The sequence below is a fragment of the Agrobacterium sp. lyk4-40-TYG-31 genome, from assembly GCF_030209855.1.
GTDB classification, from domain to species: Bacteria; Pseudomonadota; Alphaproteobacteria; order Rhizobiales; family Rhizobiaceae; genus Agrobacterium; species Agrobacterium vaccinii.
The window spans coordinates 381038-402237 of sequence record NZ_JARVRE010000002.1 but is presented as its reverse complement, the minus strand read 5'-3'; the positions used below and the strand labels follow the sequence as shown (position 1 = coordinate 402237).

Here is a 21200-nt window from a genome sequence, read left to right as displayed (position 1 = left end):
TTGTTTGTGCATTCTCTGTTCAAAAGCATCGGTCGAACGCGCTCATGGTTTGATCACCCCAGGTTGGCGTAACGACGCTCAAGCCAGGAGGCGAGCGTGGTGAGGATCGTTGTCAAAGCCAGATAGATGAGCGCAACCGCGATGTAGAACTCGAACGGGCGGAAGGTAGAGGCGATCAGCGTCTGCGCATAGAGCGTCAGTTCCACCACGGTCACAGTCGACAGAAGCGAGGTGTTCTTCAGCGTCGAGATTGCCTCGTTGGTGATGGATGGCAAAATGATGCGAAAGACCTGCGGCAGAATAACGCTGCGCATCGTCTCGGCCGGACTGAAACCGAGTGCCAGCGCCGACTCCGTCTGGCCGCGTGGTATCGCGCTCAAGCCGCCGCGAACGATTTCAGCCACATAGGCACCACTGTTGATGCCGAGCGCAATGACACCGGCGGTAAAGGGCGAAAGTCTGATGCCAAGCTGCGGTAGACCGAAATAGATGATGAAGACCTGAATCAGCGTCGGCGTGCCGCGGATAAACCAGATGTAAAAACCAGCCGCCATCCGGACGGCCTTAAACTTGGAGCGCTGCGCCAGCGCCGCCACGAGACCGCAAACCCAGGAGACGGCGATGGTGAGAATGGTGATGCCGAAGACGGTATAGGAGGCTTCGAGAAAGCCTGGACCGTAAAGGCGGACTTCATTCCAGAAATTGCCCATCACGCCTGCACTCCCCGGTCGCTGTCAGTGGAAATTGAACGACCGACCTGGTCATGAAGAATGCGATGCAGGAACTGTTTCAAACGGTCGCTTTCCGGATGATGCAGGATATCGGGCGACCCGGCTTCGCCGATTACGCCCTTGTCGAAGAACAGCACACGGGAGGAGACGTCGCGGGCAAAGGCGATTTCGTGGGTGACGAGCAGCATCGTCATGCCATCAGAGGCAAGCGAGGCCATCAGCACCAGAACCTCGTGCACCAGTTCGGGATCAAGGGCAGAGGTCACTTCATCGAACAGCATTAGCCGCGGCTTCATGGCAAGTGCGCGGACAATCGCGACGCGTTGCTGCTGTCCGCCGGAAAGACGAGCTGGATAGCTGTGGCGCTTCTCGAACAGCCCGATGCGGGACAAAAGCGCTTCAGCCTGCTCGATAGCCTGGCTGCGCGGTAATTTCAGAAGCTTCATCGGCGCATGGGTAACGTTCTCGAGCACTGTCATATGCGGCCAGAGATTATAGCTCTGGAACACCATGCCGACACGGGCGCGCAACGCTTGCAACTGTGCCTGGCTCGGGAAGAACCGCGATTCCAAGCGAAAATCGAAAGACATCTCCTCGAAGTTCATGAAGCCGGATTGGGGCATTTCCAGTGCATTGATCGAGCGCAGGAAGGTGCTTTTGCCGGAACCGCTCGCGCCGATGATCGAAACAACCTCGCCTGCATTGACGTCCAGTGAAACGCCCTTGAGGACCTCGTTGTCGCCGAAACTCTTGCGGATGTCCTTCAGGCTCAGAAGCGGCGCGCTCATGCGGCATCCTCCCCATGATATTCATGGGTGATGACGACCTCGACATCCTTGGGCGTGCGGGCCGTGCCATTGATCGGCGTGATGTCCTGGGGGCAGGCAGACAGCACGAGAGCCAGATCCATTTCAGCGCGTAGAACCACGTAATCGCCCGCAGCCGTCGCCGGGGGAACACGATCAACCGTGCCGTCTTCCTTCACAGGGACATTCATGAAAAGATTGAGGGACGCTGGCGTGAAGGGCACGGAGATACCGGCCTCGGTCAATCCCTCATGGAAATTGTCCGTGCAGTTGCGGTGCGCTTCGGTGCAGCCAAGCTGCTGATAAAGCTCAGCGCTGCAAGGGCAAAGCAACGTATCGTGGCGCACATCAGCGCTATCCGCCACCATGGTCAACATCGACCGGCGGCGCGAAGACATGACGCGCATACCTTTTGTGAAGAAGATATTGCTGTTGACGGAACGCGTATGATCCATCGACGAGACCTCGGATGCATCCTGCGCCGCGACCGCCCAGGCATCGACCACTTGATTGCCATGGGTGTTGACGATGCGGGCATGTTGTCCGGCCTTCATCTGAAACACACGCCCGTGGCTTGCGGCGACAATCTTGGTATCGAGATCCATATCCACTCGTCTTTTTGGGTAACCGGACTTTTTGCTCAGCTTTTTGGCGCTGTCGCAAAGCCCGTCATCAATTTCAGTACACCAAGCTTATTCAGTATACCAGTGGAGTTCAAGTAGCCTTTTCAATAAATTAGCGATCAATTATTTTGCGATAAGCGCATTAAATAGTCAGCATCCGCTCATATATTAGGCGACGCGCTGTTGTGGTCAGGCCAAACGAAAGAGAACATTGACGAAAGGATACAGCCGGTGTACCGAAAATGACAATGAGATTGCCATGGCCGATACAGCAAAGTTTAGGGCTATGACGCAAGCAATCAGATCGCATCCGGAGTAACGCCATGCATCGGTATTTTCCCATCGAAGAATATGAAACCCGCTGGGCGCGTCTCCACGAGGAGATGATCCAGAGAGGCTTCGAAACGGCCGTCGTCTTTGGCCGTGGCGGTGGCACCACGGATAATTGCGGCGACGTCCTCTATCTTTCCAACCACTATGCGATCAGTGGCGGGATGGATTCATTGATCTGGACGGCCCGTTCCTTTGCCGCCGTCATCCTGCAACCCGGACGCTCCCCACAACTGCATATTGACGAGCCGGAAGTGCGCCGCGATCTCGTTTCGATTGAGGATGTTCTCAGCAGCAACCATCCGTTCGAAAGCGTGGCACAGGCGCTTGTGGAACGGGGCATCAAGGGACGTGTGGCGCTGGTCGGCACGCATTTCATCCCGATCAAATATTACCGGCAGCTGGAAGCCATCGCGCCAGACATTGAATGGGTTCCCGCCGACGATCTGGTCCGCTCCGTACGCCGCATCAAAAGCAGCCGTGAACTCGACTGTTATCGCTATGCGGGCGAAACCGCGACACTCGGTGTCAATGCCTTGATGGAAGGACTGGTCGGCGGGCTTTCGGAACGGGAGGCAGCAGGCGAAGCAGCCCGCGTGGTCGTCGCCAGAGGCGGCCGTGTTCAGATGATCGGCACAAATCACGGAGAGACCCTTGGTTTCGACCAGCGTTTTCCGCTTACCGGCTATGGTGAAGACGTGCCAGCCATTGGCGATATCGTCACGGGCACGCTGCACGGCGCGCTGTATCAGGGCTACTACCTCGACCCCGGTCGCACGGGCGTGCGTGGCGCTGCCAATGCGGAGCAACGGCGTCTGATCGAGGCGGCAAGCGGCATCGTGCATCGCCTGTCGGCCATGCTGCGCCCCGGCGTGACATTGCTGGATGTGGCGGCAGAGGGCGACAGGATGACGGCAGCCTTCGGCGGCTCGATTTCGCCCATCATGAAGAATTTCCCGTTTTATGGCCACGGCATCGGCCTCGGCTTCGAGCTACCGCGCATCTCGACCACCATGTCCATGCCGGAAGACGTGGTCGAGGCCAATATGGTGTTCGGCGTCGAAGCGTTCCTGTCGCTCGATGGCGTTGGCGCAGCCTTCTATGAGGACATCATCATCATCGGCGAGACTGGCAACGAGCTCATCACCAACTCGCCCAGCATCTTTTAACGGACAGGCCCGCCCCTTCACCGGAAGTCATAAAATCCAAGGGTCAAAAAAGCCGGGCGGATCAGCGATCCGCCCGGCTTTTCTGTGTCAGCGAGCAAACACGCTGTCAAAATCCTTGAAGCCCTTGACCTCGATCGGATTTCCGCTCGGATCGAAGAAGAACATGGTGCGCTGCTCGCCCGGCTCGCCTTCGAAGCGAACGACCGGCGGGATGTCGAAGGCTATGCCGCCCTTTTCGAGACGCTCGGCAAGCGCAACCCAGGCCTCCAGCGGCAGGATGACACCGAGATGTGGCATCATAACCATATGGTCTCCGACCTTGCCGGTGCGGGTAACTTCGAAGGGCTTGCCGAGATGCAGGGAAATCTGGTGGCCGAAGAAATCGAAATCGACCCAGGTGTCGGTCGAACGGCCTTCCTCGCAACCGAGAATGTCACCGTAGAAACGGCGGGCCTCATCAAGATCGGTTACGTGGTAGGCGAGGTGGAAGAGTGAACGCATGGCATGCTCCGTTTGTCAGGATGGATGGAAATCAGCGGATGGTCATCTGGCGAGGCAGCGTTGAGAGCGGTTCGGCACCGTTTTCAGTTACGATCACCGTCTCGGAGGCACCAACTGTCCACTCGCCGTAATTGCGCAATGTCGCAGGCAGATGGAACACCATGCCCGGCTCGATCATGCGGGTGACGTTTGAAAAGAGGCTGAGAATGGCGCCCTCGCCCCAATCGGGCGCAAAGGCAACGCCCATGGAATAGCCGATGCGCTTGCGGAAGGCTGCGGTATAACCGGCGTCATCGATCACTGCCTGCGCCGTATCATGGACATGAGCGCAGGACACGCCCGGCCTGATTTCCCCAAGGGCAGCATCCAGCGCCCGCAGGGAACAACTCATCATGCGCTGCGCTTCGTCGGGCGGCGTGCCCATCCAGACGGTTCGCATCAGCGCTGCGTGGTAGCGCGCATGGCTTCCCGCCAGTTCGAGAAACAGCGGGTCACCCACTTGGAGGACGCGCCGACGCCATGTCATATGCGGCAGACCGCTTCGCGGTCCCGATGAGACCAGCGGCTCCATTGCCATGACTTCCGAACCAGCGCGGGTTGCCGCATGCAGCATGTCTGCTGCCACGGCATTTTCATTCGCACCTTCCACACAGGCCTCGATACCGGCAATCATGCCGGCCTCGGCATAATGAGCCGCGTGACGGATCGCCTCCAGCTCCGCTGCGGACTTGATCATGCGCAGCGATGGCAGGATTTGCGAGCCGTCTGCAAGGAATGAGACGCCCAGCCTATCGGTGATTTCGGTTGCGAGCTTCGGCGAGAGGAACCACCCGGCAAGCTCGACCGCCGGATTGGCGATGCCGCGCTGACGCAGAAGGTCTACCAGCGCCTCGGCCGGATTGTCGGCATCCTGATAGGTGACGACGTCCGGCAGATAGGTGTTTGCGAGCGTGCCGAACAATTCCAGCTGTCGCACCAGCAACACGGGCTCGCCATCCGCGGGCAGGATCAACGCCTGAAACGCGAAATAACCCGCTGTCTGGCGTCCCGTCAGCCAGTAGATCGTTTCCGGCCCGGTCACGATGAGTGCCTCATGGCCGCTGGTATTGATAGCGGCACGTGCGCGCGCCTGCCGTTCGGCAAATTCGGACGCCGGAAAGGAAGCCTCGATGCCGCGGAGGTGGGCTTGTGTGTCGAAGGTCGGATGAAGGGTCATGCGGTCAAGACCTCAATTGCGCGCCAGCCAGCCGAGAAAGCGGGCTCTGACACTGTCGAAATGCACTTCCATCGCAGTACGGGCCGCAGCGCCGTCCCGCGCCTCGATGGCATCAATGACGGCGATATGTTCCAGCGCCTGCTGGTCAAAACGGTCATGGGTGCGGGTGATGGTACAACGACGGGCAATGCTGCGCATTTCTGTCAGCATCGACGCGAGCAGCGGGAGGCCAGCGGCAACGGCGACGGCATCATGAAACGCGTCGTCATCGACCCAGAACAGGTCGAACTCGATATCGCCACCGCTGGTGAAATAGCGCATTCGCTCACGTGCCTGGGCCAGCGCCTCGGTAAAGGGCAGACCGGCCGCTTTCTGGGCAGCCGCACCTTCGAGAAGACGGCGTAGCTGCACGATTTCCAGCAATTGCTCGACGGTGACGGGTCTCACCATCAGCGCGCCGTTCGGCAAGCGGGAAATAACATTCTCCTTTTCGAGCCGCGATATGGCTGCGCGCAGCGGTGTACGCGAAATGCCGGACTCCAGAGCCAATGTCCGTTCCGTCAGCATCTCGTCAGACGAAAGCTGGCCTTGAAGGATGCGTTTCTTGAGGTCGCGATAAACCTGCTGCGCCAGGGTTTCCTTGTCGTTCATTTGCTGCCTCCCGTACCGAAATCGCGGATGGCGGCGTAAAGAACCTCGACTGCCGCAGCCAGATCGGCCGGGTCCATTCTTTCGTCTGGATTATGACTGCCGTTCCAGTTGCGCAGAAACACCATGACGCTGTCCCACCCGGCCTGTGCAAAGGCCGCCGCATCATGACCACCGCCGGAAAGCATCCGACGCGGGCTATATCCAAGCTTTGTCGCGCCACTGGCAATCTGATCACCAAGCGTTGCGGACAGTTTTGTCGGCTGGCTGCGCGACTGCGGGCCGAGATCGAAGCGGACGCCGCGCGCCTTTTCGATCTCGTGGATGTCCGCCTTGAACATGCCATCCAGCTCATCGAGCACGGCAAGGTCGTCGCTGCGAAGGTCTACGCAGAAATTCACCCGGCCCGGCACTTTAGCAAAGGCATGTTCCGACGATGCCGCATCGACACGACCGAAGGTGACGGCCAGATCCTGCGACCGCTCAAGTGCCTCTTGCCAGCGTCTGTCCATGCCAACGATCAGGTCTGCCAGTGCGAACACCGCATCGGCCCGCTCCGAACGCGCCGGACCACCGGAATGGGCCCAGGTCCCGTTGATTCGTGCCTCACGGTAACGCAGGCCACCGCGCACACCCGAGACGATGCCGAATGGTTCCTTGGCATTGTCGAGCACTGTGCCTTGCTCGATATGCAGCTCGATGAAATGTGCAGGCGCAAGACCTGGGCCTGTCAGTATCTCATCGGGCCTGCCGCCTTCTTCGAGAATATGGTCGTAGAGCGTGCGACCCGTATCGGAACGCTTCGCTTGCAGCTCCGGTGCCGTTAGTCGCCCGAGTGCTGCGCGCGAACCCACATAGGAGACCGGGAACCAGACGCTTTCCTCAGCCCGAGTAACCGTGACAACCAGATCGACGGGCGGCGGTTCTCCGCTTTCGACAAAGGCGGCGGCCAGTGCCATGGCACCTGAAACGCCAGCCTGCCCATCATAGGCTCCACCCATCGAAACCGTGTCGAGATGCGAGCCGATGTAAATTGCAGGTGCAGAACTATCGCGGCCCGGCAGGCGGGCAAAGAGGTTGAGGGCGGCATCACGCGTGACCTCAAGTCCAAGCGCTTCGGCATCCGCGACGATCACCTCATGAGCCTGACTTTCGAGCCGGCTGTATGAGGGGCGGGTTAATCCCGGACCGACATCCGAGATTGCATTAATGCGATCCAGCAGGCTGTCGATTGTGTCCCTGATGACCAAGCTCATGCGTTCACCCCTTGCAGGTCGATTGTCGTTGCCGGACGTTTGCCGGAAAGGGCCGTCAGCACATGGCCCGCGGCAGCCACCGCCACCCGCTCCAGAGCCTCACCCGTCGTGCCGCCCAGATGCGGCGTGAAGATCACCCGATTGGTGGCAGCAAGCGGACCGTGGGCGGCGCCCGGAGAATAGACGTCGAGACCAGCGCCGGCGATGATGCCGTTATTGATGGCTGCGGCGAGTGCTGTCTCGTCTATTAGACCGGCCCGCGCAGTATTGACGAGGATTGCGCCACGCTTGACGGCTGCAAAGGCCTTCGCGTCGAACATGTTGCGGTTGTCTTCGCGCAAGGGCGTGTGGATGGAAATGAGATCGGCGGCGGCAAGCCCCTCTTCGAGTGTCGCGACACGCTCATAGGCCAGTGTGCCTGTGCTGCGCGGCGAATAGATAAGGACCCGCATGCCGAAAGAGACATCGAGCATATGCGCGAGACCCTGCGCGATTGCGCCCCAACCGACGAGAAGAACGGTTTTGCCAAAAAGCTCTTGGAAGCTCGACGCCTCACGAAAGCCACGCGATCCGGAACGCACGGCCTGATCTGCCGCCGGGATCAGCCTTGCGGCCGCTATAGCAAGGCCAAGCGCCAGTTCGCTGACGGAGCGGGCATTGGCACCCGGCGTATTGCAGACGAGAATACGGCGCCTGGCGGCTGCGACCTTGTCGATAGAATCGTGACCAGCACCATGCGAGACGATGATCTTCAACGCGTCGGCAGACCCAATCGCTTCGGCCGAGAGGCCGGCATCGCGGGTGATGACCGCCTGGCAATCGCGGATCAACCGTGTAACGGTCGCAAAGTCTGTATCCGGGCACATAACGGGTTCAACACCGGCCCCCGTCAGAAGTGCGACGCCCGCTGCATGGATGGGTTGTAGGATGAGACATTTCATCTGGATGTTCTCTGTGTCGGCGCGCTCAGTCGCTCAAGGATGGCATCGCGGGCGTGGGAAATATGCTCCCGCATCAACACTCCCGCCCTATCGCCGTCACCAGCCCGAAGCGCCTGAAGAATGTCGAAATGCTCCCGGCAACTGGTGAGGAAACGGGCCGGAACCTGAGTGTGGTCGAACATGCATGTGCGGCGGCGCAGGTCGCCGATTGCACGCATCATCATCTGGTTTCCGGCGGCATGCGCCAGCGCGTGATGCAGATCATCGTCTACACCGCGCTGCTCGTCGTCGTCGCCCGGTCCCTCATTTTGCAAAGTGATGACGCGGCTCTCCAGATCATCGAGAACAGCAGCCGAAATGCCCGTCGCATGTCGCGCGCAGTAGCTTTCCAGCTGCTGGCGCAGGAAGAATATCTCTTCTATTTCAGGGATTGTCAGGGTACGGACCTTTAAGAAACGGCCCTCCTGAACGGCAAGGCCCTCCGCTTCGATACGCTTGATCGCTTCGCGCACGGGCGTGCGCGACATCGCAAGCTCGTCGCCCAGCTTGGCTTCCTGTAAAAGGTCGCCGGGTTTCAGCACACCGGCGAGGATCATCTCGATAATCTTGCCATAGGCCTGCTTGGCGAGCGGTTTGTTCAAGACCTGTCTCCTTTAGACATCTGCCGCACCCGTCGCCTGGTCGAGGCTGGACAAAATCTCGTCCATAGAACGGCTCTGGGCAATCCAGAGATCTTCCGCCTGTTCCTGCGTCACGAGCCTGAAGCGGATCAGACTGCCGGTCACCGCCTGTGCCAACCTCGGCAGATCAATGGAAGCGACGGTTGCAATCTTCGGATAACCGCCGGTCGTCTGGCGCTCAGCCATCAGGATGATCGGCCGACCGGAGGCCGGCACCTGGATCGAGCCCATGACCGTGCCGTCGGATACGATGTCATGGCCACCGGCCGCGACGATCTGCTGCCCGTCCAGAAACTGTGCCATACGATCCCGGCTGCCGGAGACGACGAACGGCCCCCGCAGAAATTGTTGCCACGCGACGGTATCGAAATGCTCCGCCTGCGGGCCTTTGATGACACGGATGGGGCCTGCGGAGCGGTGCAGAGGCGTGCAAAGAACCCTCTGCGGCACGGCGAGTGCGCTATCGGGTGTCCCGCCGAGCGGCAAACTATCGCCAGGCTCAAGACGCCGACCGTCAAGACCCCCGATGCGCGAGCGCAGATGTGTCGAACGCGCGCCGAGGACCGGCTCGGTCTGAATGCCCCCGGAAAGCGCAAGATAGCCCCAGACGGCGTTGTTCAGAGCTCCAATGCGCAGGGTCTGACCCGGAAGCAGTTTGTGGCTCGCCCAGCAATCCACACGCTCGCCATCGACCGTGACCGACACTGCGCCACCGGTAACGGCGAAAAGCGCCGGCTCGTCCACTTCAAACTGGCCACCCACATTGGCGAACTCGATCAACGCATCGTCTTTGGCATTGCCCACGAGACGGTTCGCAATCAGCATCGCGACGCCATCCATGGGACCGGACGCGGACACGCCCATCTGCACGAGACCGGTGCGACCGAGGTCCTGCACGGACATCATTGGCCCGGCCTGATTGACGATCAGCGTGCTCATGCGTCCTCCCACTCAATATGTGGGTTTCCTGCCGCGACAGCTGCATCCAGCTCGGCGGCCTCGTCGTGCTCGATCTGGCGAAACCGGACATGGTCGCCAGCCCTCAACAAAAAGGCATCGCTTCGGGTCGGATCAAACATCCTGATCGGCGTGCGACCTATGAAACGCCAACCGCTTGGCCCAGGAACCGAATTGATGCTGGCCTGCTTGCCACCAATTCCGATAGCGCTCGCCTCTATCCGCTGGCGCGGCACCGGAAGCCTTGGCGTATGCAATTTTTCCGGCAGGCCTCCCAGATAGGCAAATCCGGGCGCAAAGCCGATCATATAAACGCGGTAATCCCCCGCGACATGCATGGCGATGAGGTCTGCCACGCTCATTGCCTTCATCTCTGCCAAGTATTCCAGATCCATGCCGGGATCGCCCCCATAGACCACCGGCACGACGAGCCGCCGCCCGCGAGTTCCGTCAATACGAATGGCCGAAAGCCGCTCGAGAAGGCGCACCGAAAGATTGCGGCCACGCACGATCAACGGATCATAGGAAACGAGCAGCGACCGGTAGGTTGGCACCGTCTCGACTATTCCAGCGATTGCGTTCTGCCGAAGATCCCTGGCCAGTGCCACGATGCGCATGTTCGTCTCTTCGGAAATCTCATCCGAGAGTTCGATGACGATGGCGCGATCGCCGCTGGCGGCAATTCGCGGATAAGGCAAATGCGCGTTTTCAGACACTGTCATTTTCGTCCCAACTTCCGCCAGCGCCCTTTGCCCGTCTGCATCCTTAGGGGCACGGCGTATCCGCTTATTCTGTCTTGTTCCCATTGTCGGTGTAGATAAACAAGTCTAACAAACTCCTTGTCATTTCAGTACACCAATTGTATGTCAAGACTGCTTTACGGTTATGATCGGCAATTTCGATTGAGCGGACCTGACTTCTGAATGGCTAAAACGGGATGATCCACATGCCTACGATCGACCTTAATTGCGACATGGGAGAAAGCTTCGGCGCCTACAAGATTGGCGACGACGCAGCCATGATGGATATCATTACCACCGCAAACATCGCCTGCGGTTTTCATGCGGGCGACCCGAGTGTAATGCGCGATACGATCATCTCCGCACGCGAAAAGGGAGTGGCAATCGGCGCGCATCCCTCATTCATGGATCTTTACGGATTCGGCAGGCGCCGCATTTCTGGCGAACGCCCTGAAGATATCGAGGCGCAGATTATCTATCAGATCGCCGCCATCCAAGGCATGGCGACGACACTTGGCTGGCCGATCACCCATGTGAAGACCCACGGCTCGCTCGGCAATATGGCCGCCGAAGACGAGGCATTGGCGAAGGTCTGCGTCCAGGCAATCAAGGCGGTCGATCCAACCCTCATCTTCATTACTCTTCCCTATTCCCAGACGATGCGCGCTGCCGAAGCGGCGGGCCTTGGCGTTGCCTGCGAGGTCTATGCCGATCGCTGCTATCTCGACAACGGCATGCTTGCGCCGCGCCAGATGGAAGGCTCGGTGATCCATGATCTATCGGCGAGTGTCGATCAGGTTCTGTCGATGGTTTGCGACAACAGGATCCCGACCATTAACGGATCGCATCTCTCGGTCGATGCGGCAACCGTGTGCATCCATGGCGACACGCCGGGCGCACCGGCAACCGCGTGGGCCTTGCGCAACAAGCTGACTGAATCAGGCGTCACCATTGCACCATTTACCAAACCCAAGATGTGAAAGGGCCTCACCATTGTCTCGTATTGTCTATCTGAACGGCGAGTGGCTGCCGGAAGCGGATGCCAAGGTCTCGATTTTTGATCGCGGTTTTATGTTTGCCGACGCAATCTATGAAGTAACCGGCGTCGTCGGCGGCAAGCTGATCGAATATGAGGGCCATTCTGCCCGCTTGCAGCGCTCAACGGCGGAACTTGGCATCACCTGCCCGCTGTCACCGGAACAGCTGCTCGAAGTCCACCGCGAAATCGTCCGTCGCAATGATCTGAAGGAAGGCCTGATTTACCTACAAATCTCGCGCGGCACCGCCGACCGAGATTTCGCCTATCCGGTTGACCCGACGCCGACTTTGACGCTTTTCACCCAGGCAAAGGCCGTCCTTGACAATCCGCGTGTAAAGACCGGCATATCGGTCGCTCTCGTCCCCGACCTGCGCTGGGGGCGCCGCGATATCAAGACGGTACAGCTTCTTTATCCTTCCATGGCAAAGATGGAAGCCGCCGCAATGGGCGCTGACGATGCCTGGCTGGTGGAAAACGGGTTCGTGACCGAGGCAAGCTCGGCAACGGCCCATATCATCACCAAAAACGGCACGCTGATCACACGCCAACTGTCGCACGCGATCCTGCACGGCATCACCCGCGCCAGCGTTCTCGATATCGCCAAAGAGGCAGGCATCGCTTACGAAGAACACGCTTTCACGCCCGAAGAAGCGCTGGATGCAGCGGAAGCCTTCATCACCTCCGCCACCAATTTCGTTCTGCCGGTCGTTGCCATTGACGGCAAGGCAATCGGTGACGGCAAGCCTGGTCCGCTGACACTGAAGCTGCGTCAACTTTACGTGAAACAGAAGATGGCAAGCGCCATCTAAGTTTTCGTTGCCGCCCTCTCGCGGGCGGCAACGCGACAAAACCGTGTCACTTTATCTACACCCATTTGGTGATAGCCAGCCTGTCGCTGCTGGCGGTCAAGCGGCAAAGGGAAAGGGCGCCACATCATTCCACACGGAACCGGACGGTTCTACGACCTATATGAAAAACGTATAATTCTAATTCTATTATAATTAAAAATTATATTGCAGTGCGGAAAATTCGATGGAACTATGCCCATAACAAGGGTCGCTAAAGGCCTGGACCACCAGTAGGAGAACATCGATGAAACCCTTGATAAAGGCCGGCATTGTCGGCTTATCGACGCTTTTTGCCTGCAATTCGGCCTTCGCGCTCGGAGATCCCATTAAGACTGCGATCGACGCGACCTTCGCCCCGCACGCCATGCCAACCCTCGATGGCAAGATCGAGGGCTTCAACGTCGACATGGCCAATCTGATCGGTGACCGCCTCGGCAAAAAGGTCGATCTGACCGGCGCCCAGTTTTCCGGCCTCATCCCGGCACTCCAGGCTGGCACATATGATTTTCTGGTTGCACCGGTAACGGTCAACAAGGAGCGGGCTGCCAACCTTCTTTTCACCGAAGGCTTCATGGATACGAATTTCGCCTTCGTCGTCCCGGCAAACTCACCGGAATACAAGACCCTTGAGAACTTCAAAGGCAAGACAATCGCCGTCAACAAGGGCTCGGCCTATGACAGCTTCCTGCGTGAGAAGGAAAAGGAATTTGGCTGGAAGGTCGAGAGCTATGGCACCAATACGGATGCCGTTGCAGCCGTGACAGCAGGTCGCGCAGATGCCAATCTCGCTGGCAACACGGTTGCTGCGTGGTCTGTCAAGCAGAACCCGCGCCTCAAGCTGTCGTATGAATACGCCACAGGGCTCGTCTGGGCGATTTCCTTCCGCAAAGGCGACGAGCAAAATCGCGATCTGGTGGATCGGGCAATCGAATGCCTCAAGCTGGACGGCTCTATGGCAAAGCTTTCCGAAAAGTGGTTCGGCGTAACCCCGGTGGCGGGCACAACGATCGTCACACCGAGCAAGGGTTTCGGCACACCTGGCTTCGAAGGCTACCAGGATGACGACCATACGGCATCCTGCGACAATCTGAAGTAACCACCGGATCGTGGACGGGCGGGACCTCCCACTCGCCTGTTCACGCTCATTTACAAACAAGGATGCGACCCGCCCCCCGCAGGCCGTGTCCAAGGGTACTCGCTCGCGTCCCATCGGGACCACCTTTCCGCGTTGCAACGTACCTGTTGGAGTATCCTGAATGACCCATCGCCCTATGCTGGAAATCGTGTCGCTGGAAAAGCGTTTCGGTCCCAACACCATTCTCAAGAAGATCGACCTGAGGGTTGCGCAAGGCGAGCTCGTCTTCGTCATCGGCCCGTCAGGTTCGGGCAAAAGCACGATGCTGCGCTGCTGCAATCGTCTGGAAGAACCGACATCCGGCGATATCATTGTCGATGGCCGCAACATCATGGCAGGGACGCGCCGCGATCTCGATCGCATGCGGTTGCAGATCGGCATGGTTTTTCAGGGCTTTCACCTCTACCCGCACATGACCGTGCTGAAGAATGTCACGCTGGCCCAGCGCAAGGCGCTGAAGCGCAGCAAGGGTGAAGCCGATGCACGCGCAATGGACATGCTCGATCAGGTCGGAATGGCGCACAAGGCGGACGCCTATCCAGGCGAGCTCTCCGGTGGTCAGCAGCAGCGCGTCGCCATTGCCCGCGCGCTGGCGCTGGACCCGAAAGTTATGCTTTTCGACGAGCCCACTTCGGCGCTTGACCCGGAACTCGTCGGCTCGGTTCTCAAGGTGATGAAGGACCTCAAGTCCAAAGGCATGACGATGGTCGTCGTCAGCCATGAAATGGGCTTTGCTCGCGAGACTGCCGATCGTGTCGTCTTCATGGATGGCGGTCTGGTCGTCGAACAGGGTCCGCCGGACGAGATTTTCGGCGCACCGAAGGCCGAGCGCACACGCGCTTTTCTATCGCGCGTTTCTGGGTAGGTGTGATGGACAGGTTTCTTCAAACCTTCTTCAACCCGATGGTGATGGCGCAATATACACCGGACATCATCGCTGGCGTCTGGGTGACGCTCCAGATCGCCACCGCCGTTATCGTCGCCGGCATCGGGGCCGGACTGCTGCTCGCCTGTCTGCGTAGCTACCGCATCAGGACGTTGAATTTTTTCATAATCTGTTTTGCCGACATTTTCCGCGCCCTGCCTTCGCTTGTCGTCATCCTGATCCTCTATTTCGGCTTTCCCTCGATTGGCATACAGCTTTCGGGCCCGATGGTACTCTTCATCGTGCTGGCAGCGACACTTGCCGCCTTTGCCGAGGAAATCTTTTGGGCGGGCATCTTGTCGGTTGAAAAGGGGCAGTGGGAAGCTGGCATCGCTACGGGTCTCGGCTTTACCCGTACCCTCACCTATGTCGCCCTGCCCCAAGCAGTCAGACTCGCCATTCCGCCGCTCGTCAACCGCGTCCTTGCTATCACCAAGATGACTGCCCTGGGTTCTGCCATCGGCGTGTCGGAAATCCTGTCGAGCGCCACGACAGCGCAGAGTTTTTCAGGCAGCGCCACGCCGCTCACCATGTCGGTCGTCGCCTATCTGGTGATTTTCCTGCCTATGGTCATCGCTGCCCGCTGGCTGGAAAGCCGCACAGCCTGGAAGAAGCGGTAGGAGGGTGGACATGGATATTTTTCTCGACCAGTTCTTCAATATCGAGATCATGCGCAAGTCGCTGCCGCTTTTGCTCACCGGCCTATGGACGACATTGCAGCTTTGTGGCGCGGTGATCCTGCTCGGGCTTATCGGCGGCCTGTTCGTTGCACTCGGCAACCTGAGTGAACGTCGCTGGCTTCGCTGGATCTCGATTGCGTATACTGATCTTTTCCGCGCACTCCCCCCGCTGGTTCTGTTGATCTTTATATATGCTGGACTGCCCTTCGCCGGCATCAACATATCGCCCTTCGCCGCTGTCGTCATCGCCTTCCTGCTCAACAACTCCTCCTATTATGCGGAGGTCTATCGTGCAGGCCTTCTCTCCGTCGCCAAGGGACAATGGGAAGCGGCGCAATCGACTGGCCTTAATCCAGCGCAGACGCTCATCCATATCGTCCTGCCACAGGCGGTGCGCAACGTCCTGCCCGACCTGTTGTCGAACACAGTGGAGGTGGTGAAGTTGACCTCGCTTGCCTCCGTCATTTCGCTGTCTGAGCTCCTCTACAATGCTGGCATGGCCCGCTCGGTGACCTACAATGCTTCACCGCTGGTATTGGCAGCTCTCATTTATCTCGTGCTGCTGTGGCCGCTGGTGCGGCTCGTCAGCCATTTCCAGCGGCGTTTAGCCGCCTAATCGCTTCGAAAGGAACACCAATGACCGTCATGAAGATTGCGGGTGCACAACTCGGCGCCATCCAGAAGGCCGACAGTCGCGAAAGTGTCGTCAAACGCATGATCGCCCTGCTTGATGAGGCAGCCACAAAGGGGGCCAATCTGGTCGTTTACCCGGAATTGGCACTCACCACTTTCTTTCCCCGCTGGTATATGGAAAACCAGGCCGAGATCGATTTCTGGTTCGAAACGGAAATGCCGAATTCGGCCACACAGCCTCTCTTCGACCACGCCCGCGACCTCAACATCGCGATCACTTTCGGTTACGCTGAAAAGACGCCGGACGGCCACTACTACAATACCTCGATCATCACGGACCGGCATGCCAACATCGTCGGAAAATATCGCAAGATCCATCTTCCCGGTCATTCCGAATACGATACGCAACGCGCTTTTCAACATCTGGAAAAGCGGTATTTCGAACCCGGCGATCTCGGCTTCAATGTCTGGCGCAACGAAGGCGTTGTCATGGGCATGGCGATCTGCAACGACAGACGCTGGCCGGAAACGTTCCGTTGCATGGGCCTGCAGGGCGTCGAATTGGTAGCGATCGGCTACAACACGCCTTCGGTAAATGCCCAGATGAGCGACGAGGGACTGGACAAGCGACTGTTTCACTCGCAACTGTCGCTGCAAGCCGGTGCCTACCAGAACGCGACCTATGTTGTCGGCGTCGCCAAGGCGGGAGTCGAGGACGGCCATCCGCTGATGGGCGGCTCGATCATTGTTGATCCGGATGGCTTCATCCTGGCAAAGGCCATGACCGAGGAAGACGAACTGATCATCGCCGAATGCGACTTCGCCAAATGCGATTTCGGCAAGAAGACGATCTTTGATTTCGAACGCCATCGTCGTATTGAGCACTATGGCCGTATAACGAGCCAGACTGGCGCAATCGTCGAAGTGTGAGGAACAGCGTCATGACGGAGTTCGATACCGTAATCCATGGCGGACGCATCGCCACAGCATCCGATGTCTTCGAAGCCGATATCGGCATCATCGACGGCCGCATCGCCGCAATCAGCGAGAAGATCTGTGGCGGCGAGCGGCGCATCGATGCGACCGGCAAGCTGGTGGTTCCCGGCGGCATCGAAGCGCATGCTCATATCGCCCAGGAGAGTTCGAGCGGCCTGATGTCCGCCGACGACTATTATTCGGGCTCTGTCTCCGCAGCCTTTGGTGGGAATTCGTCCTTCATTCCTTTTGCAGCACAGCATCGCGGCCAGTCGATTGCCGATGTCATCGCCACCTATGACACCCGCGCGGCACCGCAATCGGTGCTCGATTACTCCTACCACCTTATCATTTCCGATCCCTCCGACGCTGTTCTGGAAGAACTGCCGGGCGTCTTTGCCCGCGGTATCACTTCCTTCAAAGTCTTCATGACCTATGACTTGATGAATATCGGCGATGGCGGCATGCTTGACATTCTCACAGTCGCGAAAACCCATGGTGCGCTCACCATGGTCCATGCCGAAAACAATGACATGGTCAAATGGATGAACAAGCGGTTGGCAGCGGCCAGCCTTACCACACCGAGATATCATGCCATCAGCCGCCCGGAACTGGCGGAAGAGGAAGCGATCAACCGCGCCGTCTCACTGGCAAAATTGGTCGATGCCGCACTCTTTATCGTCCATGTCTCAACGGCTGGCGGTGCCGCCCTTGTCCAGCGTGAAAAGCTTGCCGGCACGAAACTGTTTGCCGAGACCTGCCCGCAATATCTGGCTTTGACCCGTAAAGACCTCGATCGCCCTGGGATGGAAGGCGCAAAATATATCTGCTCGCCGCCGGTTCGCGATGCGGAAACGCAGGCAGCACTCTGGAGGCACGTACAGTCCGGCACGTTCGAAAGCGTGTCCTCCGACCACGCGCCTTATCGTATGGATGCATCGGGCAAGTTTGCCAATGGTGCACACGCACCCTATCCGAAGATTTCCAGCGGCATGCCCGGCATCGCCATGCGCCTGCCCTATCTGTTCTCAGAGGGTGTCGCAAAGGGGCGCATCACGCTCCAGCAATTCGTCGCTCTTTCGAGCACCAACGCGGCCAAGACGTTTGGCGTGCCGAGGAAAGGTGCGATCGCGCCCGGATATGACGCCGACATTGCCATATGGGATCCGGAAGCCCGTCGCACAGCAACGCTTGCCCACCAACATGACAATATGGACTATACACCCTTCGAGGGCATGGAGATCGAAGGTTGGCCGGTTCTGACCATCAACCGTGGTGATGTCATCGTCGAGAACGGAGACCTGAAGGCAATGCGCGGTCGTGGACGCTTCATCGCCCGCAATCCCGTCGATCTGACGGGCAAGCCCGGTCATCGCGCCAAAGAGCTTGATCCGGCGCAGAATTTCGGTGCGGTGATTGCACCATGAACACGATTGGACCAATCCTCGTCATCAATCCGAACAGTTCGGAAAGCGTCACCGAAGGCCTGCGTAAGGCGGTTGCCGGCATGCAGTTTCCCTGCGGCCCGGTGATCGAATGCGTTACCATCAAGGAAGGCCCGCCCGGCGTCGTTACCCAACGCGATGTGGACGAGGCCTCGCTTCGCACGGCAGACCTGATCGAAAGCCGGTCGGATGCTTCGGCCTATGTGCTTGCCTGTTATTCGCAGCCCGGCCTCGATCTCGCGCGCTCCACCACGACCAAGCCCGTCTATGGCATTCAGGATGCCGGAGTTTTGACTGCGCTGGCGCTGGCCGACCTTTTTGGCGTCATTGCCGTTGCAGAAGGCTCCATCCCGCGTCATCTGCGCAATCTTCGCCGCCTCGGTGTCGATGGCAGGCTTGCCGGCGAGGTCGCACTCGAGGGTTCGGTCAGCGTCGCGGAAAGCGGCCATGGAGACAAGAGCTTTGCGGCACTGCTGAAGGCCGGCGCACAACTGCGGCAGATGGGCGCCGGAGCCGTCGTGCTCGGCTGCGCCGGGATGTCCGGCCACCGAAGCAGGCTGGAAAAAGAGCTTGAGATCCGCATTATTGATCCGACACAGGCGGCCGTCGCCATGGCGCTCGGCGCGCTTTTGACCATACAGCCATGACCGAGAACGAGCAAAAGCCGGATATCTCGCTGCGCCTCCTCGAAATCTTCGGTGCGATGATGCGTTGCGAGACAACCGTCGAGGCCGCCGAGCAGCTCGGTATCTCCCAGCCCGCAGTGTCGAACGGCATCCGTCAACTCGAAAACCAGCTCGGGGTAACGCTGTTTGAACGTCTGCATCGGCGTCTCGAGCCGACCGAGGAAGCACTGCTTCTTTTTGAGGAAGTTCGCCCAGTTTTCAGCATGTTGCGTAATTTCTCTGCCCGCGCGCGCGCTATCAGACATGGTACATCTGGCCGATTGCGGGTCATATCGACCCCACCGCTCGGAAATACAGTCGCGCCCTTGGCACTCGCCCGGTTCCTAAAGGATCGACCTGATGTTTCCGTTGCCTATGACGTACGTCGCCTCGAACATGTCATCGACGCCGTCCAGAGCGGCGCTGCAGATATCGGGCTCGCGGTTGCACTAGAACGTCATCCCTCCGTCAATGTTGAGGTTTTGGCCCGAACACATATGGTGGCTTTAGTACCCTATGGGCCCGAAGTTGCGACAAGGCAGGAGGTAACCGTCGCAGATCTGGCGACACATGGCTTTATCGGCTTGGAGATCGAATCGCGCATGGGCCAGATGCTGCGAGACGCTTTCGAACGCGACGGTATCGCCTATGAGCCGCGGGTTGAGGTCCGCTATTGCGCAACAGCCGCGGTGCTCGCTGGCGTGGGAGTAGGAGCGGCGGTCGTGGACGCCTATAGCGCCGCTTACCAGTCTTCCACGGGATTGGTGCAGTTGCCCTTCCAGCCACCATGCGAAATCCCTGCTGTTTTGATCACCCGAAAGGGTATTCCGCGCTCACGTCTGTTGCACGGCTTCATCGCAGAATTGAAGAGAGCAGTCTCCTATGTGCTTTGAGTTGCGCCATGGAAGAAGCTGTGACGTCAGGAACCAATAGTTTGATTGGTGCCGAAATGAAATCCTGACAGGTGCCGGCGTCGACTATATCTTTAAACAGCACTCACCCTCCGATCGTGGGGCGACCAAACCTGTCGGCTGGAGCAGGGCGTTCATGGATTTAGCTCGTGAACTCGCGCGACCGGCAGCCGAGCGAACCCCTCACGAAGCCCTCGTCAAAACGAACCGCTTCTGCCCAGGCCGACCTATGGCTATCGGCAGATCCTCGCGCTCTCAATCGCGAAAGGCGAGCCGCCGATAAGTCTGTCGTCAACGCCAAAGGGGTTAATCGCATTATGGGCAAACACGCGATTTTGCTGGAGAAACGTACGGCCAGTCGCCAGGGCCGCATCACGACGGCAAAGTCATGGTCATGCGTTCTAATCTGCGCTGGTGCTAGGATGAGCTGGAATTCACCTGCTGGAATGGCGAGGTCATTCGTTTCGCCTTCATCATCGACGCCTTCGACCGCGAGATCATCGCCTGGACGGCGGTCGCGAATGCAGGCTTCTCCGGCTCAGACGTACGCAACATGATACTGGAGGCGGTGAAAAAACGCTTCAACGCAACCCGAGCCCACATGCAATCGAGCATCTGTCGGATAATGTTTCGGCTTATACTGCGAGGGATACGAGGCTGTTGCTCAGGCGCTCAATCTGACGCCCTGCTTCACGCCGGTAGCCAGCCCCCCTTCGAATGGTATGTGGCGTTCATCAAGACCCAGAAGCGGGACTACATCCGCATATTAGCTCTAACAAACGCCGAAATAGCGCTCTGGCTCCTTGACGGATGGATCGAGGACTAGAACGAAATCCATCACCATTCCGCGCTCAAGATGGCTTCTCCCCTCCAGAAGTTCATCAGGGCTAAATCAAACTAGCTGACATGTCCGGTGAAACGGGGTGCACTCCAGTCTTGGCCAGCTCGGCGAAAAGATTGAGGAAGACGCGCCTGGGACACACGTTGTCTGGGGGCGAAAAACAGAGGCTGGCCTTTGCACGTCTGTTGCTCAACAAGCCAAACATTATCGTGTTGGATGAGACCACCTCGGCCCTTGATGAAAAGACGCAGGACAAGATCACGGCAATGCTGATCGAGGAGTTGCTAGATGCTACTGTTCTGAGTGTCGCCCACCGCATTGAGCTCGAAGCGTTCCATGCGCCCAAGATGACCTGGAAAGGCGCGAAGGCGGTGCCAAACTTGTCAGTGACATCGGCCTTATACGACGTCATCGAAAAGTGGCCCACTCTCCCACCTCATAAAGGGCCGACGTTCATCCAGGAAATCAGCGGGGCAGCAATGAAGGCCAATGATACGGGATTTCG

At 58.6% G+C, this 21200-nt stretch carries 22 protein-coding genes and 2 pseudogenes; 13 read left to right on the top strand and 11 right to left on the bottom strand.

Annotated elements, in window-relative coordinates:
• Window positions 1-53: 53 nt before the first annotated feature.
• Genes QRN55_RS02570 through QRN55_RS02560 form a run of 3 tightly spaced genes read right to left on the bottom strand, consistent with a single transcriptional unit; the run spans window position 54 to window position 2142 of the window.
• Complete coding sequence (locus QRN55_RS02570; protein ID WP_111839352.1) at window positions 54-710, bottom strand: amino acid ABC transporter permease; 657 nt, start codon at window positions 708-710, stop codon at window positions 54-56.
• Window positions 710-1519 (bottom strand): amino acid ABC transporter ATP-binding protein, encoded by an 810-nt coding sequence (locus tag QRN55_RS02565; protein ID WP_284774552.1) that lies wholly within the window; start codon window positions 1517-1519, stop codon window positions 710-712. Before QRN55_RS02565 ends, QRN55_RS02570 begins: the two co-directional genes overlap by 1 nt.
• The gene (locus QRN55_RS02560) at window positions 1516-2142 is read right to left on the bottom strand and encodes a DUF1989 domain-containing protein (protein ID WP_284774550.1); all 627 of its coding nucleotides are present in this window, start codon (window positions 2140-2142) and stop codon (window positions 1516-1518) included. The genes QRN55_RS02565 and QRN55_RS02560 overlap by 4 nt, the downstream gene beginning before the upstream one ends.
• A gap of 341 nt (window positions 2143-2483) precedes the next feature.
• Here QRN55_RS02560 and QRN55_RS02555 point away from each other — a divergent pair, with 341 nt between their 5' ends.
• Window positions 2484-3659, top strand: a complete 1176-nt coding sequence (locus QRN55_RS02555; protein ID WP_284774548.1) for a M24 family metallopeptidase — start codon at window positions 2484-2486, stop codon at window positions 3657-3659.
• Window positions 3660-3746: 87 nt separating this feature from the next.
• On the opposite strand, the gene QRN55_RS02550 is transcribed toward QRN55_RS02555, so the two are convergent.
• From QRN55_RS02550 to pxpB, 8 genes are read right to left on the bottom strand one after another with little or no spacing between them, the layout of a single operon-like run.
• Complete coding sequence (locus QRN55_RS02550; RefSeq protein WP_284774546.1) at window positions 3747-4160, bottom strand: VOC family protein; 414 nt, start codon at window positions 4158-4160, stop codon at window positions 3747-3749.
• A gap of 31 nt (window positions 4161-4191) precedes the next feature.
• Complete coding sequence (locus QRN55_RS02545) at window positions 4192-5376, bottom strand: M24 family metallopeptidase (RefSeq protein ID WP_284774544.1); 1185 nt, start codon at window positions 5374-5376, stop codon at window positions 4192-4194.
• A gap of 12 nt (window positions 5377-5388) precedes the next feature.
• The gene (locus QRN55_RS02540) at window positions 5389-6027 is read right to left on the bottom strand and encodes a GntR family transcriptional regulator (RefSeq protein WP_284774542.1); all 639 of its coding nucleotides are present in this window, start codon (window positions 6025-6027) and stop codon (window positions 5389-5391) included.
• The gene (locus QRN55_RS02535) at window positions 6024-7280 is read right to left on the bottom strand and encodes a Zn-dependent hydrolase (protein ID WP_284774540.1); all 1257 of its coding nucleotides are present in this window, start codon (window positions 7278-7280) and stop codon (window positions 6024-6026) included. The genes QRN55_RS02540 and QRN55_RS02535 overlap by 4 nt, the downstream gene beginning before the upstream one ends.
• A complete protein-coding gene (locus QRN55_RS02530; protein WP_284774538.1) occupies window positions 7277-8221 on the bottom strand; it encodes an NAD(P)-dependent oxidoreductase in 945 nt (314 codons plus the stop codon). Before QRN55_RS02530 ends, QRN55_RS02535 begins: the two co-directional genes overlap by 4 nt.
• A complete protein-coding gene (locus QRN55_RS02525) occupies window positions 8218-8862 on the bottom strand; it encodes a GntR family transcriptional regulator (RefSeq protein WP_233136809.1) in 645 nt (214 codons plus the stop codon). Before QRN55_RS02525 ends, QRN55_RS02530 begins: the two co-directional genes overlap by 4 nt.
• 12 nt (window positions 8863-8874) lie before the next feature.
• A complete protein-coding gene (locus QRN55_RS02520) occupies window positions 8875-9840 on the bottom strand; it encodes a 5-oxoprolinase subunit C family protein (RefSeq protein WP_284774536.1) in 966 nt (321 codons plus the stop codon).
• On the bottom strand, window positions 9837-10580 hold the full coding sequence (gene pxpB, locus QRN55_RS02515; protein ID WP_284774534.1) for a 5-oxoprolinase subunit PxpB: 744 nt from the start codon (window positions 10578-10580) through the stop codon (window positions 9837-9839). The genes QRN55_RS02520 and pxpB overlap by 4 nt, the downstream gene beginning before the upstream one ends.
• A 224-nt stretch (window positions 10581-10804) precedes the next feature.
• Here pxpB and QRN55_RS02510 point away from each other — a divergent pair, with 224 nt between their 5' ends.
• The 12 genes and pseudogenes from QRN55_RS02510 to QRN55_RS02455 all read left to right on the top strand — a co-directional run.
• Complete coding sequence (locus QRN55_RS02510) at window positions 10805-11578, top strand: LamB/YcsF family protein (RefSeq protein WP_284774532.1); 774 nt, start codon at window positions 10805-10807, stop codon at window positions 11576-11578.
• Window positions 11579-11591: 13 nt separating this feature from the next.
• A complete protein-coding gene (locus tag QRN55_RS02505) occupies window positions 11592-12446 on the top strand; it encodes a D-amino-acid transaminase (RefSeq protein ID WP_284774531.1) in 855 nt (284 codons plus the stop codon).
• A 283-nt stretch (window positions 12447-12729) separates the two neighbouring features.
• Complete coding sequence (locus QRN55_RS02500; protein ID WP_284774529.1) at window positions 12730-13581, top strand: transporter substrate-binding domain-containing protein; 852 nt, start codon at window positions 12730-12732, stop codon at window positions 13579-13581.
• Window positions 13582-13741: 160 nt separating this feature from the next.
• On the top strand, window positions 13742-14485 hold the full coding sequence (locus tag QRN55_RS02495; RefSeq protein ID WP_284774527.1) for an amino acid ABC transporter ATP-binding protein: 744 nt from the start codon (window positions 13742-13744) through the stop codon (window positions 14483-14485).
• Window positions 14486-14490: 5 nt separating this feature from the next.
• Window positions 14491-15165, top strand: coding sequence for an amino acid ABC transporter permease (locus QRN55_RS02490; RefSeq protein ID WP_111839368.1), 675 nt, complete (start codon window positions 14491-14493; stop codon window positions 15163-15165).
• Window positions 15166-15175: 10 nt separating this feature from the next.
• Window positions 15176-15841, top strand: coding sequence for an amino acid ABC transporter permease (locus tag QRN55_RS02485; RefSeq protein ID WP_111839369.1), 666 nt, complete (start codon window positions 15176-15178; stop codon window positions 15839-15841).
• A gap of 20 nt (window positions 15842-15861) precedes the next feature.
• Window positions 15862-16788: an N-carbamoyl-D-amino-acid hydrolase gene (locus QRN55_RS02480; RefSeq protein WP_284774525.1), complete on the top strand. Its 927-nt coding sequence runs from the start codon at window positions 15862-15864 to the stop codon at window positions 16786-16788.
• An 11-nt stretch (window positions 16789-16799) separates the two neighbouring features.
• Entirely contained in the window at window positions 16800-18260 is a 1461-nt protein-coding gene (gene hydA / locus QRN55_RS02475) for a dihydropyrimidinase (protein ID WP_284774523.1), read from the top strand.
• Complete coding sequence (locus tag QRN55_RS02470; RefSeq protein WP_284774521.1) at window positions 18257-18925, top strand: aspartate/glutamate racemase family protein; 669 nt, start codon at window positions 18257-18259, stop codon at window positions 18923-18925. Before hydA ends, QRN55_RS02470 begins: the two co-directional genes overlap by 4 nt.
• Entirely contained in the window at window positions 18922-19836 is a 915-nt protein-coding gene (locus QRN55_RS02465) for a LysR family transcriptional regulator (RefSeq protein WP_284774519.1), read from the top strand. The genes QRN55_RS02470 and QRN55_RS02465 overlap by 4 nt, the downstream gene beginning before the upstream one ends.
• Before the next feature lie 210 nt (window positions 19837-20046).
• Window positions 20047-20755 (top strand): annotated as a pseudogene (locus tag QRN55_RS02460) (DDE-type integrase/transposase/recombinase); the annotation flags it as partial.
• Between the two features lie 34 nt (window positions 20756-20789).
• A pseudogene (locus QRN55_RS02455) lies at window positions 20790-21178 on the top strand (ATP-binding cassette domain-containing protein); the annotation flags it as partial.
• Between the last annotated feature and the right edge of the window lie 22 nt (window positions 21179-21200).

Excerpts from the sequence above, each read along its gene's own strand:
- QRN55_RS02570 (WP_111839352.1), bottom strand. The coding sequence starts at position 710 with ATGGGCAATTTCTGGAATGAAGTCCGCCTTTACGGTCCAGGCTTTCTC.
- QRN55_RS02565 (WP_284774552.1), bottom strand. The coding sequence starts at position 1,519 with ATGAGCGCGCCGCTTCTGAGCCTGAAGGACATCCGCAAGAGTTTCGGC.
- QRN55_RS02560 (WP_284774550.1), bottom strand. The coding sequence starts at position 2,142 with ATGGATCTCGATACCAAGATTGTCGCCGCAAGCCACGGGCGTGTGTTT.
- QRN55_RS02555 (WP_284774548.1), top strand. The coding sequence starts at position 2,484 with ATGCATCGGTATTTTCCCATCGAAGAATATGAAACCCGCTGGGCGCGT.
- QRN55_RS02550 (WP_284774546.1), bottom strand. The coding sequence starts at position 4,160 with ATGCGTTCACTCTTCCACCTCGCCTACCACGTAACCGATCTTGATGAG.
- QRN55_RS02545 (WP_284774544.1), bottom strand. The coding sequence starts at position 5,376 with ATGACCCTTCATCCGACCTTCGACACACAAGCCCACCTCCGCGGCATC.
- QRN55_RS02540 (WP_284774542.1), bottom strand. The coding sequence starts at position 6,027 with ATGAACGACAAGGAAACCCTGGCGCAGCAGGTTTATCGCGACCTCAAG.
- QRN55_RS02535 (WP_284774540.1), bottom strand. The coding sequence starts at position 7,280 with ATGAGCTTGGTCATCAGGGACACAATCGACAGCCTGCTGGATCGCATT.
- QRN55_RS02530 (WP_284774538.1), bottom strand. The coding sequence starts at position 8,221 with ATGAAATGTCTCATCCTACAACCCATCCATGCAGCGGGCGTCGCACTT.
- QRN55_RS02520 (WP_284774536.1), bottom strand. The coding sequence starts at position 9,840 with ATGAGCACGCTGATCGTCAATCAGGCCGGGCCAATGATGTCCGTGCAG.
- pxpB (WP_284774534.1), bottom strand. The coding sequence starts at position 10,580 with ATGACAGTGTCTGAAAACGCGCATTTGCCTTATCCGCGAATTGCCGCC.
- QRN55_RS02510 (WP_284774532.1), top strand. The coding sequence starts at position 10,805 with ATGCCTACGATCGACCTTAATTGCGACATGGGAGAAAGCTTCGGCGCC.
- QRN55_RS02500 (WP_284774529.1), top strand. The coding sequence starts at position 12,730 with ATGAAACCCTTGATAAAGGCCGGCATTGTCGGCTTATCGACGCTTTTT.
- QRN55_RS02495 (WP_284774527.1), top strand. The coding sequence starts at position 13,742 with ATGACCCATCGCCCTATGCTGGAAATCGTGTCGCTGGAAAAGCGTTTC.
- QRN55_RS02490 (WP_111839368.1), top strand. The coding sequence starts at position 14,491 with ATGGACAGGTTTCTTCAAACCTTCTTCAACCCGATGGTGATGGCGCAA.
- QRN55_RS02485 (WP_111839369.1), top strand. The coding sequence starts at position 15,176 with ATGGATATTTTTCTCGACCAGTTCTTCAATATCGAGATCATGCGCAAG.
- QRN55_RS02480 (WP_284774525.1), top strand. The coding sequence starts at position 15,862 with ATGACCGTCATGAAGATTGCGGGTGCACAACTCGGCGCCATCCAGAAG.
- hydA (WP_284774523.1), top strand. The coding sequence starts at position 16,800 with ATGACGGAGTTCGATACCGTAATCCATGGCGGACGCATCGCCACAGCA.
- QRN55_RS02470 (WP_284774521.1), top strand. The coding sequence starts at position 18,257 with ATGAACACGATTGGACCAATCCTCGTCATCAATCCGAACAGTTCGGAA.
- QRN55_RS02465 (WP_284774519.1), top strand. The coding sequence starts at position 18,922 with ATGACCGAGAACGAGCAAAAGCCGGATATCTCGCTGCGCCTCCTCGAA.